Source organism: Priestia sp. VA7, assembly GCF_055710015.1.
Genome location: NZ_JBVQPN010000003.1, coordinates 758,001 through 775,175 on the forward strand (window position 1 = coordinate 758,001; position 17,175 = coordinate 775,175).

At 38.8% G+C, this 17,175-nt stretch carries 15 protein-coding genes; 13 read left to right on the forward strand and 2 right to left on the reverse strand.

All coding sequences use genetic code 11. The features are described 5' to 3' along the window. The first annotated feature begins 119 nt into the window (after positions 1-119). The 10 genes from AC0C45_RS16685 to AC0C45_RS16730 all read left to right on the forward strand — a co-directional run bounded on the left by AC0C45_RS16685 (position 120) and on the right by AC0C45_RS16730 (position 12,286). The gene (locus AC0C45_RS16685; protein WP_051975590.1) at positions 120-566 is read left to right on the forward strand and encodes a DUF6376 family protein; all 447 of its coding nucleotides are present in this window, start codon (positions 120-122) and stop codon (positions 564-566) included. Between the two features lie 595 nt (positions 567-1,161). Continuing rightward, a complete protein-coding gene (locus tag AC0C45_RS16690; protein WP_472928300.1) occupies positions 1,162-4,800 on the forward strand; it encodes a multifunctional 2',3'-cyclic-nucleotide 2'-phosphodiesterase/3'-nucleotidase/5'-nucleotidase in 3,639 nt (1,212 codons plus the stop codon). 286 nt (positions 4,801-5,086) lie between these two features. Further along, positions 5,087-5,683 carry a TerD family protein gene (locus AC0C45_RS16695; RefSeq protein WP_047931466.1) on the forward strand — a complete coding sequence of 199 codons (597 nt, stop codon included), beginning with the start codon at positions 5,087-5,089 and terminating at the stop codon, positions 5,681-5,683. A gap of 24 nt (positions 5,684-5,707) precedes the next feature. Continuing rightward, a complete protein-coding gene (locus AC0C45_RS16700; RefSeq protein WP_013083487.1) occupies positions 5,708-6,286 on the forward strand; it encodes a TerD family protein in 579 nt (192 codons plus the stop codon). A 34-nt stretch (positions 6,287-6,320) separates the two neighbouring features. Then, positions 6,321-6,899, forward strand: a complete 579-nt coding sequence (locus AC0C45_RS16705) for a TerD family protein (RefSeq protein ID WP_013057395.1) — start codon at positions 6,321-6,323, stop codon at positions 6,897-6,899. Positions 6,900-6,993: 94 nt separating this feature from the next. Beyond that, positions 6,994-8,610, forward strand: coding sequence for a YceG family protein (locus tag AC0C45_RS16710; protein ID WP_472928303.1), 1,617 nt, complete (start codon positions 6,994-6,996; stop codon positions 8,608-8,610). An 18-nt stretch (positions 8,611-8,628) separates the two neighbouring features. Then, positions 8,629-9,720 (forward strand): toxic anion resistance protein, encoded by a 1,092-nt coding sequence (locus AC0C45_RS16715; RefSeq protein WP_257062331.1) that lies wholly within the window; start codon positions 8,629-8,631, stop codon positions 9,718-9,720. 277 nt (positions 9,721-9,997) lie between these two features. Then, entirely contained in the window at positions 9,998-10,768 is a 771-nt protein-coding gene (locus AC0C45_RS16720; protein ID WP_013083484.1) for a DeoR/GlpR family DNA-binding transcription regulator, read from the forward strand. Further along, the gene (locus AC0C45_RS16725; protein ID WP_047931470.1) at positions 10,765-11,799 is read left to right on the forward strand and encodes an oxidoreductase; all 1,035 of its coding nucleotides are present in this window, start codon (positions 10,765-10,767) and stop codon (positions 11,797-11,799) included. Before AC0C45_RS16720 ends, AC0C45_RS16725 begins: the two co-directional genes overlap by 4 nt. Positions 11,800-11,812: 13 nt before the next feature. After that, positions 11,813-12,286, forward strand: coding sequence for a heme-degrading domain-containing protein (locus AC0C45_RS16730; RefSeq protein WP_047931471.1), 474 nt, complete (start codon positions 11,813-11,815; stop codon positions 12,284-12,286). Between the two features lie 37 nt (positions 12,287-12,323). Here AC0C45_RS16730 and AC0C45_RS16735 read toward each other — a convergent pair whose 3' ends face one another. Together AC0C45_RS16735 and AC0C45_RS16740 are read right to left on the reverse strand one after the other, a co-directional pair. Then, positions 12,324-13,583 carry an erythromycin esterase family protein gene (locus AC0C45_RS16735; protein WP_237892392.1) on the reverse strand — a complete coding sequence of 420 codons (1,260 nt, stop codon included), beginning with the start codon at positions 13,581-13,583 and terminating at the stop codon, positions 12,324-12,326. Positions 13,584-13,676: 93 nt separating this feature from the next. After that, on the reverse strand, positions 13,677-13,835 hold the full coding sequence (locus AC0C45_RS16740; RefSeq protein ID WP_162837676.1) for a hypothetical protein: 159 nt from the start codon (positions 13,833-13,835) through the stop codon (positions 13,677-13,679). A gap of 171 nt (positions 13,836-14,006) precedes the next feature. On the opposite strand from AC0C45_RS16740, the gene AC0C45_RS16745 reads away from it, so the two are divergent. From AC0C45_RS16745 to AC0C45_RS16755, 3 genes are all read left to right on the forward strand, one after another. Further along, on the forward strand, positions 14,007-14,768 hold the full coding sequence (locus AC0C45_RS16745) for an exodeoxyribonuclease III (protein ID WP_171777129.1): 762 nt from the start codon (positions 14,007-14,009) through the stop codon (positions 14,766-14,768). A gap of 117 nt (positions 14,769-14,885) precedes the next feature. Further along, positions 14,886-15,323, forward strand: coding sequence for a MarR family winged helix-turn-helix transcriptional regulator (locus AC0C45_RS16750; RefSeq protein ID WP_034651403.1), 438 nt, complete (start codon positions 14,886-14,888; stop codon positions 15,321-15,323). A gap of 193 nt (positions 15,324-15,516) precedes the next feature. After that, entirely contained in the window at positions 15,517-17,172 is a 1,656-nt protein-coding gene (locus AC0C45_RS16755) for an MFS transporter (protein ID WP_047931474.1), read from the forward strand. Positions 17,173-17,175 lie beyond the last annotated feature (3 nt).

Sequence of the window (17,175 nt, forward strand, 5' to 3'; positions counted from 1 at the left end):
AAAAGCCCCGCTGTAAAAAAAGGAATAAAAAAAGCTGTACCCATTATTATGAAAGAGTTAAAGAAACGAAAATCGAAAAGAAGATAGCAGAAAAGAAAATAAGAAAGGTTGAGTGCTAAGTGAAAAAATGGATGCTAGTCATATCAACTGCTGTTCTTTTTATGGTCGGCGGCTGTTCTTTTCTTGAAGATACAAGCAGTACGCTGAACTACGCAAATGATGCGAAAGATTACGTGAGTGAAGCACAAAAGTTTGCTGAAGAAATACCGCCTCTAGCGGAAAAAGCTGTTAATGACGACGAGGCAATAAAGAAGCTAGAGCAAAAGCTGCAGGAAATGAAAGGGAAAGCTGAAGAATTTAATCAAACAAAAGCTCCTGACATCGCTTCTGATGTGCACGATCAGCTTGTTCAACAAAACGAAAAAATCATTAGTGGAATTGAAGCGTATGAAGCCAATATAAAGGATGGGAGCTTCAATCCAGAAACGCTAAAAAACAGTGAATTGTTTCAATCAATTCAAGATGTATCAAGTATTATGAAACAAATTAAAGAATTAGGTCAGTAAGAAAACGCGGCTGAGAAAAAATTATGTTAACTAAAGAACATCCGAACGATGAATCAAGATTCTTGATGGAGAATCAACTTCGTTCGGATTTTTTTATTTGCAGGTAAACGTAGGTTTGATGTAGTTATGTCTTATGACTCAACCTCGTTTCCTTGTGTAAATGTAAAATTATATAAGTATATCTATTTATTAGAAGACAAAAACCTTTTCTTTCTTTTTTATATCTACGAAATTTTGTTAGAAGCTGTGACAAACTTAATGTCTGCTTTTCATATCCTATGTATAGTACATATATACACACCCCTTGAAATGAATTTTTTTTGAATTAAAAAAGGGCGTGGGAACGTTGATGAATTAGGTAATAAGACTCATTTAAAAAGGAGGATTCATCCAATTAACAAAAACTATAGTCCTTGGTTTTAAAGAGAGAAACTAAAAAAATGTTTTCGGTTTACAAAAAGTTAATAAAACGCATACAAATGGTTTACTAAAAAATCAAAAAATTTACATCCTTTATAAATCTTTTCTGCTATACTATTTTTGAACAGTTGCTAGATTTATAGCGATGATAACTTACTTGAAAGGTGAATGGTAGATGAAAAAGAACAAAAGTAGTAAAACGAAAAAAATCCTATCCACATCACTGGCACTTTCTCTATTATCTATGCCTCTTTTAACTACACAGGCAGGAGCGGAAGAACGTCATCCTGGACAAAGCTCACAGCAAAGCAAGCATCAAGGCCATAATAAAAAAGATGCGCTTGTGAACATACGCCTGATGGAAACAACCGATGTTCATACGAATCTATTAAACTATGATTATTTTAAAGATGCCTCTTACGAGAAAGTGGGTTTAGCTAAAACCGCTACCTTAATCAAAAACGCTCGAAAAGAAGTAAAAAACAGCTTATTAGTAGATAACGGAGACCTCATTCAAGGAACGCCTCTAGGCACGTACAAAGCTAAGATTGACCCGCTGAAAAAAGGGGAAGTTCATCCTGTATTTAAAGCAATGAATCAGCTGGATTATGATATTGCAACGCTTGGAAATCATGAGTTCAACTATGGATTAGACTTCCTAACAGAAGCGTATAACGACGCGAACTTTCCTTACATAAATGCCAATGTCTACGTTGATGATCATGACAACAACCCGAAAAACGATAAAAATAAATTTACGCCTTATAAAATTATGAATAAAAAAGTCGTCGATGAAAATGGAAAGAAACGAACCATTAAAGTTGGTTTCATTGGCTTTGTGCCGCCTCAAATTAACGATTGGGATAAAGCAAACCTTGATGGAAAAGTCATTACAAAAGGCATTGTGGAAACAGCCAACAAATATATTCCAGAAATGAAGAAAAAAGGTGCAGACGTAGTTGTTGCAATGGCTCACTCTGGATTTAGCAGCAACAAGCAAAACACGGAAGATGTCATTTATGCATTAAGTGAAGTAAAAGGCATTGACGCTATTACGTTTTCACACACGCATAAAGTCTTCCCTGCTAAAACAGAAGCTTCGCTAGACGGTTTGTTCCTTGGAGCAGATAAAAAACCTCTTCCTGGAGTTGATAATGCAAAAGGAACGATCAACGGCGTTCCGGCTGTTCAAGCAGGTTACGGCGGAGGGTCACTTGGTTTAATCGACTTAACGTTAAAAGAAGAAAAAGGAAAATGGAAAGTAGTAAGCTCTCAATCGTCCACGCGTGAAACGTATAAAGACGTAAAAGACGCGTCAGGGAAAACGGTTACGCAAAGTACCGTAGAACCGGATAAAGGCGTTGTTAAAGCAGTTCAAAAAGATCATGATGCAACGGTTAAATACGTGAACACACCAATCGGTAAAACGACCGATGATATCCACAGCTATTTTTCTCTTGTGCAAGATGATCCATCTATTCAAGTTGTGACAAACGCACAAAAAGATTACGTAGAAAAATATGTTTCTCAAAATAAGCCGGAATACAAAGACCTTCCAATTTTATCAGTTGGAGCACCTTTTAAAGCAGGAAGAAACGGCGTTGATGAATATACGGAAATTAAAAAAGGTGACTTAACGATCCGAAGCGCTGGCGACCTGTATCTATATGACAACACGTTAAAAGCGGTTAAAGTAAAAGGTTCTGTTGTAAAAGACTGGATTGATATGTCTGCGGGTAAGTTTAATCAAATTACACCGAATAAAACAGAAGAGCAGGAATTATTAAACCCAAGCTTCCCTGTTTATAATTTCGACGTAATCGATGGCGTTCAATACCAAATTGACGTCACAAAACCAGCAAAATACGATGTGAATGGAAACGTGATTCACGGAGATTCAAGCCGTGTTGTTAACTTAACGTATAACGGCAAGCCGGTTGATCCGAACCAAGAGTTTATCGTTGTGACAAATAACTACCGAGCTGGCGGAGGCGGAAACTTCCCTGGTCTAAAAGGAAGCGAGCTTGTGGTGGATTCAGCGGATGAAAACCGTCAAATTCTAATGGACTACATCACCGAGCAAAAAGAAATTACACCAACAGCTGACGATAACTGGTCCATTGCACCAATTAACGGAACGGCTAACGTGACGTTCACAAGCTCACCGCGCGGAGAAAGCTATTTAACTGAAGGAAGCAACATTACGTATACAAATAAAACGGATGACAAAGGATTCGGCATTTACAAAATTAATTTAAACGGCGAATCAAAAGATAATACAAAGGTTCAGCTTTTAGGCATGAACGACCTGCACGGTCAGCTCGATACAGATACAAAAATCAATTCAAATGGCCAAGCGCTTTTAGCTGGAAATATGAAATATACAGCAGCAGCTATTCGTAAACAAGAAGCTGAAAATCCAAATACGCTTTTAGTTCATGCTGGAGATATGATTGGCGGAAGCCCGTTAGTTTCAGCGCTGTTTCAAGACGAGCCAACGGTTGAAGTGATGGAATCACTTGGATTTGATGTAGGTACGCTTGGAAATCATGAGTTTGATGAAGGCATTGCTGAGCTTCACCGTATGATTGAAGGCGGAGACCACCCAAAAGGAACAAAAGGATACGACGGCATGAATTTCCCAGTAGTAGCGGCAAATGCTTATAATACGTCAACTGATAAATTAATTACAGAACCTTATGCAATAAAAGAAGTAGGCGGCAAGAAAATCGGCTTCATCGGCGTTGTAACACAAGAAACGCCAAGCATGATTGTTCGTAAAGGAAATGAAAACTTAAAAATTACGGACGAAGCAGCAGCGATTGATAAGTATACGGAAGAGCTGAAAAAGCAAGGTATCAAAGCAATTGTGGTACTTGCTCATAATCCATCTAATCAAAACGGAACTCCTACTGAATTTGATGCAGCGGATATCGCTAAAAAAGTTGACGATGAAGTTGACGTTATCTTTTCAGCTCACAATCACGTATACAACAACAAAGTAGTAGATAACAAATTAATCGTTCAAGCTTATTCATACGGCTCAGCGTTTTCTGACGTAGACGTTGAAATCGATAATACGGGTGACATCGTGAAAAAAGATGCAAAAATTGTGACCGTATATCAAAAAGACTATACGCCAGATCCTGAAGTTTCAAGCATTATGAAAAAGTACGAAGATTTAGCAGCGCCTATTAAAGCAGAAGTGGTTGGGAAGTCATCTACAGATTTGGCAAAAGGCTATCCTTCTAACGGAGCAACAGGGGATATCGCGCTTGGAAACTTAATTGCTGACGGCATGAAAGCAGAAATGAACGCTGACTTTGCTTTAATGAATGGCGGAGGCGTTCGTTCACAGCTTGATGCAGGTGACGTAACATACGGTGATTTGTTTGCGATTCAGCCGTTTGGCAACGTCTTAAATAAAGTAAAGCTAAGCGGAGCAGATTTAGAAACGGTGTTAAACAATCAAATTACATCATCCGGACTAGATTTTCATATTGCAGGATTTAACTATACGTGGGACAGTAGTACTAATAAAGTAGTCGATATTACGCTTCCAGATGGAAGTAAAATTGACAAAGAAAAAGAATACACGGTAGTAGTGAATAACTATATGTACGGAAATGAAAAATACGGTATTGGTGCACTTTCTTCAGATATGGAAGTGGGACCAGAAGATTTACAAGCAACGGTAAACTATATTAAAACACTCAACAGCCCGTTTGAATACAAAGCTGAAGGCCGTATTCAAAACGTGGCAGCTGCTAAAACAGCTGAACAGCAAGAACCTACTTTGAAAATAGCTCAATAAGCCAAAAAAGACTGTCTCATAACTCGGATTTCCGGTTTAGAGACAGTCTTTTTTAGTAGATTATCTTCACTTTCAAACTTTAAATCAATTAATTTATGTCACAACAGACCGCTTAATTTTTGAAACAATCACCAAATTGTGGTATTCTTTCCATGGAAAGAAGATTTACGTAAACGTTAAAAGTGGTATAAAAATTTCACTATTTTTTCATTTATCTGCGCTATGATATAGAGCTATATAGAACCTGAAATAGAATATGTTCGTTACAGTAAAGGAGTAAATAAAAGTGGCTATTAATCTACAAAAAGGTCAAAAAATTGATTTAACAAAAGGAAGAGAAGGCCTATCTTCTATTACAGTTGGATTAGGATGGGATCCTGTAAAAAAACGCAGCTTTTTTGGTTTCGGAGGAAACGGACCAAGTATCGACTGTGATGCATCTGTTCTTATGCTAAATTCAAACGATAAGCTTGTAAGTAACTCAGCCGTTGTGTATTTTGGAAATCGTCACAGTAACTGCGGGAGCGTTAAGCATTCAGGCGATAACCTTACCGGAGCAGGTGAAGGAGACGATGAACAAATTTTTGTTGATTTAAAAAAGGTTCCTAGAAACGTACATAAACTTGTGTTTGTGGTCAACATCTATCAGTGTGTTGAGCGAAACCAAGATTTCGGTATGATTAAAAATGCGTTTATTCGCGTTGTAGACAGCGCTAAAAACGAAGAGCTTGTCTCCTTTAATCTATCTGAAGACCATTCAGGAGCAACCGCTCTATTTGCAGGTGAAATTTACCGAGACGGGAACGAATGGAAGTTTTCAGCAACTGGAGATGCAACGAGAGATACTGGATTAGGAGAAATTGCAAATAAATATACAAAATAAACAGCTTGAAAAGAGGGAAACGAAATGGCTATTAATCTTTCAAAAGGACAAAAAGTAGATTTAACAAAAACGAATCCAGGATTAACAAACGTAGTAGTAGGTCTTGGATGGGATGTAAATAAGTATGACGGTGGAAATGATTTTGATTTAGATTCATCTGTCTTTTTATTAAACGAAGCGGGAAAATGCGCTTCAGAATCTGATTTTATTTTTTACAATAATACGACGGGTGCAAACGGAGCGGTTGAGCATACCGGAGATAACCGTACAGGCGTAGGTGAAGGAGACGATGAGCAGGTTCAAGTAGACTTGAAAAATGTGCCTCAATCTATTGAACGTATCGCGTTTACCATTACGATTCATGAAGCGGAAGCGCGCGGTCAAAACTTTGGCCAAGTAAGCAATGCCTACGTTCGTATTTTAAATGCAACAAATGACGAAGAGTTAATTCGTTATGATTTAGGTGAAGACTTCTCGATCGAAACAGCCGTTGTAGTAGGAGAGCTGTACCGACACGGCGGAGAATGGAAGTTTAATGCTATTGGCAGCGGCTATCAAGGCGGCTTAGCGGCACTTGTCAACGACTTTGGTTTAAACGCCTAATCATTAAAGCAAGAAAACGTACGGAGGATGTTTTATGTCAATTTCTTTATCAAAAGGTCAGCGCATTGACCTAACGAAAACCAACCCAGGATTAACAAAAGTAATAGTAGGCCTTGGATGGGATACAAACAAATATGCTGGATCTCAGGATTTCGATTTAGATGCATGTGCATTTTTAGCCAATAAATCAAGTCAGGTTGTAAATGACGAGGAGTTTGTTTTTTACAACAATTTAAAAAGTCCCAATGGCGCTGTGGAGCATACCGGTGACAACCGTACGGGTGCAGGAGATGGAGATGATGAGCAAATAGCCGTTGATTTTTCCCTTCTTCCTGACCACGTTGAAAAAATCGGAATCAGCGTCACGATTCACGACGCAGATGCTCGCGGACAAAACTTTGGACAAGTATCCAATGCGTTTGTTCGTCTGATAGACGCTGAAACAAACGAAGAAGTGCTTCGTTACGACTTAGGCGAAGATTTTTCAATCGAAACAGCTGTCGTTGTATGCGAGCTATACAAGCACGGAAACGACTGGAAGTTTAATGCCATTGGCAGCGGATTTTCCGGTGGCTTGGCCGATCTTTGCCGCAACTACGGATTATCCGTATAAAAAAGGCATGGGATAAATGAAAAAGAAAGGGTGCTTTAACGAGTACCCTTTCTTTTTAGCATGTATATGTCTGAAAAGAAAGGAGCTGTAAGGCGTGAGTAAACTAATTGATCCTCATATCATTAATCTTAACGAGCAAAATGGAACTTCTCTTTTTTCTCAAGATGTTTCTCTGCGAGGTGACTTTATACAAAATGAGCAGCAAACTTCCTATAAACAAGTGGCGGGAAGATATGTAGGCACCCATCTTGATGCGGACGAGTACGCATCCTTTCTTTATGAACTCGCGCATTCATCATCATCGATCCTTGTCCTGCACGATAAGCTTGATAAGTCCATTTCAAATGATAGATTAAAAGAAGTACAAACGATTCTTAAAATTAATCAAGAAGAATGCGGCCTTTCTGTCAATCGACTGTTTGCTTTTTTAGAAGGAAAAAAGCTGATCGTGAAGTCAGAAAATCCCGCTATACATAGAATAGTACGCGAAAAATTTATTGAAACCTTAACGTGTTTTAAAGAACAACATGCAGAGGGCTTTATGGACGGGCATTTTCAACGCGTATTAATCGATTTAATAAAGTGGCAGTGGAATCATGTAAAACCTTGGATGGTCGATAAAGCATTTCCTGAGCACGCGCCTCGCATCATGTGGTATGGAGATGCGAATAAAAGCGAGCAGTATTTTCTCTATTATTTAATTTTACTAGGTTTTGACGTCCTTACCTTTCATCCGGAGGGAAAGGATAATTTAAAAGAAGTAGATGAGAATCAACATTTAACAACGGTTTATACGTTTCCTTCTACTAGCTCGCTTTTTCCTTTTCCAACGGATAAACCGGTTCGAAAAGGTACGGTAGCATTTCGAGCTTCTCAAGAAATTGAGCAAGTGCTTCATTCAGAGGAGTCCCTGCTGTATAAACCTTGGCAATTTCGTTCGTATTTTCCAACTTCAGTTACTCTCAAAACGACGTATGATGAGATCTTTTTATTAATGAGAGAACGGGCGTTTATTCGTCCTAATTTTGAAGTGTCAAAGCCATATGTACACGTGCCGGTCCTATTCTCAAAAGTACTTGGTATTTCTAAAAACCGAAAAGAGTACTGGAGCAAAGTGCATGAGCTCATGCAAACAGAAAATGAGTTAGCTCTGACGATTGATTCTGTTCCTTTTGTTAAAAAAATAGAAGGAAATAATTACTTTCATTATCAAGGAGCTCTCGGAAGTGATGGGACGCTCAGTCCAGATAAAATGATTGAAAGCAACTGGTGGCGCTATAAAGAACTGCCTATCGGGCTTCAGCAAGGGCTAGCTGCAGCCATTTCCAGATACTGTGCACATTCAAAGCTTCTTCGGTTAGATCATGAAGATGCGTATCAGCATCAAATGTACTTGTTTAATCAGTCTTTGAAGCTTCCAAACAACGTGCTTCGCATGCTTCAAAAATTTGATTATACGCAGCACGTCCCTCGGCTCATTATTTATCACGGAAATGAACATGAAACGTTTACGCGTGAAGATGCAGCTTTACTGCTTCTGTTAAATGAATTTGGCGTTGATATTGTTCTTTTTAATCCGACCGGTCAAATAGATATAGAAGCGTTTGTCGAAGAAAAATATTTCGATATGCACTGGCTAGAAGATATTAGCTTTAATGAAGAATTCAAAGAGCCGTCGCTCATTCAAAAATGGTTAAAACGAATCTTTTAAAGAAAGAAGGGTTTTTAAATGGCACCAAACGAATTACAGCCTTTAGATGTAAACGAAGCCGAAGAAGTTTTAGAAACAAAGCCTAACGAAGTAAAAGCAAAACTGCGAGAAGAGCCAGAAGTACGTCGCTTGGCAGAACAAATTGATTATAAAAATCAGCTGGCTTTACTTGAGTATGGGAAAGAAACAGCTAATGAAATTTCCTCTTTTTCCGGAAAAGTGCTTAGTACAATTAAATCGTCTAGCATGGAAGAATCAAGTCAATTATTAAAGCAGCTTGGAAAGATTATGGATAAATTTGATGCAAAGGATTTTGTTGAAGATAAAGGGTTTTTCTCTAAGCTTTTTAAACGCGGTCAAAAAATAGTAGACAAGCTGTTTCAAAAATATGAGACGATGGGCTCTGAAATTGATAAAGTATATGTTGAAATTACAAAATATGAAACCGAAATGAAGCACTCAACCACAACACTTGAACAGCTTTACGAGCAAAACTATCAGTATTATATGGAGCTTGAAAAATACATTGTAGCGGGCGAAGTGAAAGTAGAAGAGTTAAAACAAGAGCTAAAGGTGCTTGAAGAAAGAGCGTCGAGTGGAAATCAGCTGGCGGCAATGGAGCTTCAAACCTTAAAAAATGCGGTTGAGCTGATGGAGCAGCGATTATATGATTTAGAAATGGCAAAACAAGTATCTTATCAATCTGCTCCTCAAATTCGCATGCTGCAGCGAGGAAATACAAAGCTGATCGGCAAAATCAATTCTGCGTTTATTACAACGATTCCTATTTTTAAAAATGGACTTATTAACGCAATCGCAGCAAAGCGTCAAGATTTAGTAGCCGAGTCGATGAACGAATTAGACAAACGTACAAATGAACTGCTCATTCGAAATGCAGAAAATATTTCACAGCAAAGCGTTAAAATCGCCAAAATGTCCGGTGCCCCTAGCGTAAAAGTAGAAACGATGGAGCAAACGTGGAATATTATTATGAAAGGAATGCAGGAAACAAAAGCAATCGAAGAAGAAAACAAACGTCTGCGTGAAGAAGGGCTTGTTCGCTTGGAGCAATTTCAAGAAAACTTCAAGGCGCTTGAGCATAAGATGTAACGACAAAGCGGGAATCTTTACGATTCTCGCTTTTTTTTCATATAAATTTGCTAGAAGTCTGAATTGTTTAGAAGAGATTAGTTAAAAGCATGAAAGGGTATCAGATATAAAAGAAGTATTATCCAAAATAAGATAGTTATTTCCAGAAGGCGTTTGTTTACTTTTATAATTTAAGTTAAAAACGTAAAAAACTTAATGTTTTTAAGTTTTTTCTGGCTTTTAGTTTTTATTTGCGCTACAATTAGCTCATATCAAAGTAAAAAAGGAGGGTATTCGGATGTATCAAGAGCAGCGCATGAGTGCGATTGTTGAATACCTTCATACACACCGTACGATTACGTTAGACGAAATTTGCGATATGTTTACCGTTTCAAAAGATACGGCGAGGCGTGATTTAGTCAAACTTGAAGAACATGGTGAGGTTATGAGAGTCAAAGGCGGGGCGACGCTATCGTCAAGTCACATCGTTGATTATAGTGAACGAACGCCTACCAAAGCGAAAGAACAAATCGCTAAAGAAGCAGCTTCGTTAATTTCGGCGGGCTATGATGTACTTTTAGATACGTCTTCTACCATCGCACTGATGGCGAAGTATATGGATGTAAAGCATGCAACTGTTATTACGAATTCCATTGATAATGTGGATTTGCTCGATCAATATACGACGTGTGATACGTTTTTGCTGCCGGGCAAGTTTAACGGGAAAAACCGTAACGTCACCGGGCCAAGGACGATTTCTACGTTGCAGGAATACAAAGTAGATCAGCTGTTTTTAGGTACGTGCGGCGTTGGTGCAGATGGTATTACATCTCCAAGTGAAGAAGAAGCGTTTTTAAAAAGGCAGATGATTCAATGTGCAAGACAAGTGATTATGCTTGCGGATCATACAAAGTTTGAACGTGAATTTTTACATCGAGTATGTGATATGAGCGATATTGATATCCTAATTACAAATAAAGCACCAGAAGCGGATGTAAAAGAAAAAATAGAACAAAATCAAGTGCGGCTTATCGTAACAGATGTTGATAAAGGAGAGGAAACACAATGAAAAAAATAAAAGTAGGATTAGTAGGATACGGATTTTCAGCAACAGTGTTTCACACGCCGCTTTTAAGCGTGTTAGACGAATTTCATATTTCAAAGGTAATGAGTTCAAATCCTGAAAAAGTAAAGAGTGACTTAGAGGATGTTGAAGTAGTGAGCACTCTATCTGAACTTCTAGAAGATGACAGCATTGATTTAGTTATTATTACAACGCCTAGCGGCATGCACTATGAAATGGTGAAAGACGCACTACGCGCAGGTAAGCATGTAATTGTTGAAAAGCCGATGGTCGTATCGGAAAAAGAAGCAAATGAATTAATTCAATTAGCAAAAGAACAGGATGTTCAACTAAGCGTCTATCATAACCGCAGATGGGATAATGATTATTTGACGGTAAAGCAGCTGATTGAAGAAGGGAAATTAGGCGACGTTAAAATGTATGAAGCTCATTTTGATCGCTATCGTCCAGCTGTTCGAGACCGCTGGAGAGAAAATGAAGGATCTGGATCAGGAGCGCTTTACGATTTGGGATCTCATTTAATTGACCAAGCCTTACATCTTTTTGGAATGCCTGAATTTGTTCAAGCTGATGTATTTGGTCAGCGAGATCATGCACGTACGGATGATTACTTCCACATAGTGCTTGGATACGGTTCTCTTCGCGTTATTTTACATTCAAGTGCCATTGTGCCAAGCAACGGGCCGCGCTTTCAAGTTCACGGAACAAAAGCAAGCTATATTAAATACGGCATCGACGGTCAAGAAGATATGCTAAGAGCCGGCAAGAAGCCTGTGGATGATACGTGGGGAGCCGACAGCCCTGAGCACTACGGAAAGCTGACAACTGGCGAAGGCGAAACGAAAGAAATTCAAACGCTGCACGGTTCTTATGTGACGTATTATCAAAAAATTGCCGATAGCCTGCTTCGAGGAGAAGAGCTCCCGGTTTCAGCAGAAGAAGCTCGTGACGTGGTTAAAGTCATTGAAGCAGCCTTTGAAAGCAGCAAAGAAAAACGAGCGGTTTATTTTAACTAAGGAGCGAGAAACAGTGAGTAATCATTCGGTAGAGACGCTGCTTGAAAAAGTAGTTCAACAGGAAAAAGAACTAATCTTTCATCAATTTACAAATGACCAGGCGTTACAGATAGGAACAGCAATTATTAATGAAGCAAAAAGTAAGAGAAAATCCGTTACAGTAAATATTAAACGAAATGGTCAAACACTTTTTCATTATGCGATGGAAGGGGCGATTCCGGATCATGAAGAATGGATTAAACGAAAATCAAATACCGTTTTTCGCCACCATCACAGCTCGTATTATATGAAGCTGTACTGCGAGTTAAAAGATCGTTCTTACGCGCAGTTTTATGCAGCGAACCCTCACGAATTCGAAGCGGTAGGTGGTTCATTTCCGATTTCGGTTAAAAACGTCGGCGTAATTGGAAGCATCACCGTATCAGGAATGTCACAAGAAGAAGATCATGCACTGGTAACCGATACGATTCGTAGCTTTTTACAATAAAAAATAAGCGGACTTCTTTAGAAGTCCGCTTATTTAATTAAAAGATGAGTGGCGATAAAGCATGTGTTTCTTCTACATAAATAAAAGCATCATATCGTTTTGACAAGCGAGAAGGAACATAATTTCCGTATTGTTCAATCTCTGGGTCATATACAACACCAATGGCGCGGTGGCCTATCGTTGAATGAAAAAAATTTCGGTTTTCCTCTGTGAACATGAGATATTGATCAAAAGCACCTGCTCGGTGAATGGTATCTTCCCAGCTTCCTTCTATAGCTGGAGGAACGGTTAACTCCTGCTGAGGATTACCCCAGCTATCAGAAGCAATGACCGTGCCGTGATGAGTTCCGAATCCGACGGCGTAAACATGCTTCGGTCCGTATTCTTCACGGGTAAGCTGACCTACATTCACCATGCCGCTGCTTTTCATGTCCGTTGCTCTTGCATCTCCGATGTGAGTGTTATGCTCCCATACAATGCCTTTAGCGCTATCTTTGTAGTAAGCTTGAATATATTTTAAAGCTTCTACCATATGACGATCGCGAATATTCCACGATTCATTGTCGTTGGTAATCATCGTATGATAATAAGCTTCAGCATTGCTTGCTACCAGCGCATTTACCTGCATACTAAGCGCAGCCTCAGGCTCATGAGTATAGGTATCTTTTTTTTGCTGAATGGTTTGTAAAAGCTCTAAGATTTCTACCATGCAGTTTTTTCCGTAAAGAGCAGAAGAGATTCCGTACATCTGTGCTTCGCGATGAAAAGGTTCAAAGCATTCAAAGGCTTTTTTCACTTTCTTTGCATCAGAAGCGTGGTTGTTTTCTAAGTACTCAATAATAGCTTCCATCGATTCCCACAGGCTGTATACATCTAAGCCGTAAAAACCTACTTTCGGCTGATGTGCTGGCAAGTTGTTGTTATAATCACGAAGCCATTCAATCAATTCTTTTATTTCTTGATTGGCCCACATCCATGAGGGCCAGCGGTTAAAAGATTTTAAGACATCTTCGGCATTCGCGTACTGAGTTGTATATCCTTTAATATAGCGATTAACTTCAAAACACGAAGGCCAGTCTCCTTCCACTGCTATAAAGGAGAAATCATGATGATGAATTAATTCTTTCGTAATAGCTGCTCGAATTTCGTAAAATTCAGATGTGCCGTGAGATGCTTCTCCGAGAAGTACGTATTGAGCGCGGCTTGCTGTGTTAATGAGCGGCAGTAAGTCATCGACATCAGCAAAAGGCATAGAATGTTTTTTTATGGCTTCTATCATTTGAATGGTTTTTAGCATACGACCACCTTATTTTTAAGAAATGGATAGCAAGAAGCAAGAGCTTGAGACAGCAAGTCTTGCTACCAGTTAACGGGTTTTTATTTTTATGAATTACCTGCTAAAGTGCTTAATGGCAGAATCATTTAAAGAAAAATCTTCTTTAGTAAGCGCCGTTTGATTCTGTGTTTCGCATTCTTTAGTAGGGTGCTCTTCTTTTTTAGAAACAACAGAAACTTCTTCGTTATTTTCATACGTGTTGTTTGTTGACATTATGTTTCACCTCTTGTATCTAGTGTTTGAGGTACAGAAAATAAAATAAGAAGAAATATCAGGAATACCTTGAAAAGAAAAGTATACGCTTTAAATTATTTGAACTCATGCAAGAAATTGTCTACACTAAACACTGATACATAAATCGAGTGAGGAGAACGTGGACAGTTTATGAAGTTGATTTCGTGGAACGTAAATGGCATTCGCGCGTGTGTGCGAAAAGGATTTTTAGATTATTTTCAAGAAGTGGATGCGGATGTATTTTGTATTCAAGAGACGAAGCTGCAGGAAGGACAAATTGATTTGCAGCTAGAAGGATATTATCAGTACTGGAATTATGCCGTGAAAAAAGGCTATTCCGGAACGGCAGTTTTTACAAAGCAAAAGCCTTTATCCGTTTCATACGGTGTGGATAAAGAATCAGAAGACGAAGGGCGTATTATCACGCTTGAATTTGAACAATGCTATGTAGTAAATGTGTATACGCCAAATTCTAAAAGAGACTTAGCAAGGCTTGAAGAAAGGCTTCAATGGGAAGATGCTCTGCTCGTGTACTTAAACAAATTAAATAGCCGTAAAGCAGTGATTTTATGCGGAGACCTAAATGTAGCCCACGCAGAAATTGACTTGCGCAATCCAAAGTCAAACCGAGGAAATTCTGGTTTTACCATCGAAGAGAGAGGGAAAATGACGACGCTTCTTGCTAGCGGATTTCTTGATACATTCCGCTATCTATATCCAAATGAAGAAGGAGCCTATACTTGGTGGTCGTATATGAACAAAGTGCGAGAACGAAATATCGGATGGCGCATTGATTATTTTATCGTATCAGAGAGAATCAAAGACGTGATTCAAGAAGCTGCTATTCATCCGCATGTAATGGGAAGCGACCACTGTCCCGTGATGTTAGAATTAAATGTACCCCACCTATGATTTCTTTCTATATAATAGAAGAAAAACGGAAAAAAGGTTGGTTCACGCGAACGGTTGCGGTATAGTAAACATATCGAAAAGTACAGAATGTTCTAGGAGATAAAGGGGGAGACAGAGGTGAAGCGAGACTCGCTGCAAACCATTGAGCACGAAATTGCGCTGCTTGTTCGTCTAACAACGACGCACAGTCCCAAGCTTGGAAGCTTGGACCGTTCTGAATATTTACTGTTAAGCGAGCTAGATCAGCGCAGTCCGCTCGGGATTAATGCATTAGCTGAAAATTTAAAGCTGAGCTTATCTACAGCTAGCCGGCAAGTATCTGCGCTTGAAACCAAACAGTTTGTTCGCCGCTTTCCAAGTCCAGAAAACGGGCGAATTAGTTTAATTGAAATGACGGATTCAGGAAAAGATATTTTGCAGCATGTACAAAGCAAGCGTAAACAGGCCTATGCTGAAGTGTTAGAAGATTGGTCGGAAGAAGAGATTTTAGTACTGGAAAAAAGCTTATCCCGCTTGAATCATAATTTTAAAAAATGGCGCAGCAATGGATGTTAAAGCGAATACATATAGGTAAACAAAAAGGCTATTGAAAAATAGTCTTTTTAAGTTGGAACAAAGAAGTTGATTTCTTCATTAAAAGATGTATAATATGGAGTGCTGCTATAACTTGCATGATACAACTTGTACGATAAAATATGTAAGGAATTGTTAGTCATATGAAAAGAATTTAATAAAAGGAGGAATAAATATGAGTCAGAATAATCCAGCAGTAGCCTCCGACAAACAAGGTTTAAGCGTACCTAAATACTTAATTATGGCGATTTTAACGCTATTTTCGATTGGCCCTCAGTATTTTTTGAATTTATCTTACACGGTCAATCAAGTATTGATTCAAAATCGATTTGATGCGAGTACACAAAGCTTACTATTGCCATCTATTATTTCTAATTTGGCATTTGGACTTGGGGTACCAATTGGTCCGATGCTGACGAAAAAATATGGCGTGCGTAAAGCATACTTAACGTTCGTTTTAGTCTTTTTAGCAGGTTCGATTATCAACGTTTTTTCTGAAAATGTGGCATTTTTATCCCTTGGTCGTCTGATTCAAGGCTTAAGCTCAGGAATGTTGTTTTTAACCATTATTCCAGCTGCGCTGATTTCGTTTCCGAATAAAATCCGAAACTTCTTTTTAGTGTTAGCGATCGGCGGACTCTTCGGTTCAACAGCAATTGGAGCCTTTTTAGGCGCTGTATCTCTTAGCATGGACAATTGGCGCTGGGTGTTTGTTCTAGGAATACTTGCTTCTCTTGTCTGTCTGTTTATCGGATATAAGGTATTGCCTGCTCACGATCCAAGTCAGCAAGAAGAGCGTCCAGTAGATAAGAAAAGTATCTTTATCCTTAGTCTTATTATGATTTTACTAGTATATCCACTGTATGAACTAAGATATGAAGGATTCGCTTCTATTCAAGTGTGGCCATTCTTACTAGCTGCAGCAGGGTTAGTTGTCATTTTTGTTTTAGTTGATTTAGCGGCTGAAAATCCGTTAGTACCATTAAAATCGCTGCTAGCCGTAAAACCAGTTGCAGGTACAATTATGGCAATTGGCGGTCATATGGCATACATCTTAGCAATCGCAGGTATTAATGGCGTCATGCAAAATGTGCAAAATGCATCCTACACCACGCTTTCTTATTTTTATTTGTACTTCTTTATTGGGGTACTGATTTCAGCATTTGCGACAACATTCTTGTATGATAAATTTGGTCCAGGTTATCTTGGAGCGATTGGATCACTTCTCATTGTCATTGTAGGATTTAGCTGGGTAAACGTATCAGCTGATACATCACTAGTCAGTTTATATGTTCACATTATGCTCTTTGGTATGGGTGTTAGTATGGCACTGGTATCCGGTGCACTAGGAGCGGCGCTAGCCGGAGATTTACATCAAGCTTCCATGCGCTCAATTTCACTGCACTCCATTCGAAATTTACTAGGAGCTATTATAGCACCTGTAATAGGATGGTTTGTTGTTCGACAAAACGCGATTTATTATGAAGATTTTCGAGGACAAATTAGCTCAGTAGATCCTCAGGTGAAGCTGCAGTTGTCTGAAATGATTAAACGCTATATGGGTATGGGAATGAGTCAAGCAGACGCAAAAACATCGGCTGTGACGGCTGTTGTAGCAGGCGCTAAAAAAGCATCGATTTTACATGCGTATCACAACTTATTTTTCATGCTTGGTATTTTAGGCGTAATTATGCTCATTGCTTCACTAAGTAAAGCGTGGAGCGGTAAAAATAGAATTCTTGTTCAAAAAGAAGAGGTTCAAGAAGAAGCTGAGCCGCAAGAAGAAAGAAAAATGCTGCCGGCACCTCAAACAGAAGAAACATCTATATAATAT

Bases quoted from the DNA above. Each gene is read 5' to 3' on its own strand.
- AC0C45_RS16720 (WP_013083484.1), top strand. From the start codon at position 9,998: ATGTATCAAGAGCAGCGCATGAGTGCGATTGTTGAATACCTTCATACA.
- AC0C45_RS16740 (WP_162837676.1), bottom strand. From the start codon at position 13,835: ATGTCAACAAACAACACGTATGAAAATAACGAAGAAGTTTCTGTTGTT.
- AC0C45_RS16755 (WP_047931474.1), top strand. From the start codon at position 15,517: ATGAGTCAGAATAATCCAGCAGTAGCCTCCGACAAACAAGGTTTAAGC.
- AC0C45_RS16690 (WP_472928300.1), top strand. From the start codon at position 1,162: ATGAAAAAGAACAAAAGTAGTAAAACGAAAAAAATCCTATCCACATCA.
- AC0C45_RS16725 (WP_047931470.1), top strand. From the start codon at position 10,765: ATGAAAAAAATAAAAGTAGGATTAGTAGGATACGGATTTTCAGCAACA.
- AC0C45_RS16700 (WP_013083487.1), top strand. From the start codon at position 5,708: ATGGCTATTAATCTTTCAAAAGGACAAAAAGTAGATTTAACAAAAACG.
- AC0C45_RS16745 (WP_171777129.1), top strand. From the start codon at position 14,007: ATGAAGTTGATTTCGTGGAACGTAAATGGCATTCGCGCGTGTGTGCGA.
- AC0C45_RS16735 (WP_237892392.1), bottom strand. From the start codon at position 13,583: ATGCTAAAAACCATTCAAATGATAGAAGCCATAAAAAAACATTCTATG.
- AC0C45_RS16705 (WP_013057395.1), top strand. From the start codon at position 6,321: ATGTCAATTTCTTTATCAAAAGGTCAGCGCATTGACCTAACGAAAACC.
- AC0C45_RS16715 (WP_257062331.1), top strand. From the start codon at position 8,629: ATGGCACCAAACGAATTACAGCCTTTAGATGTAAACGAAGCCGAAGAA.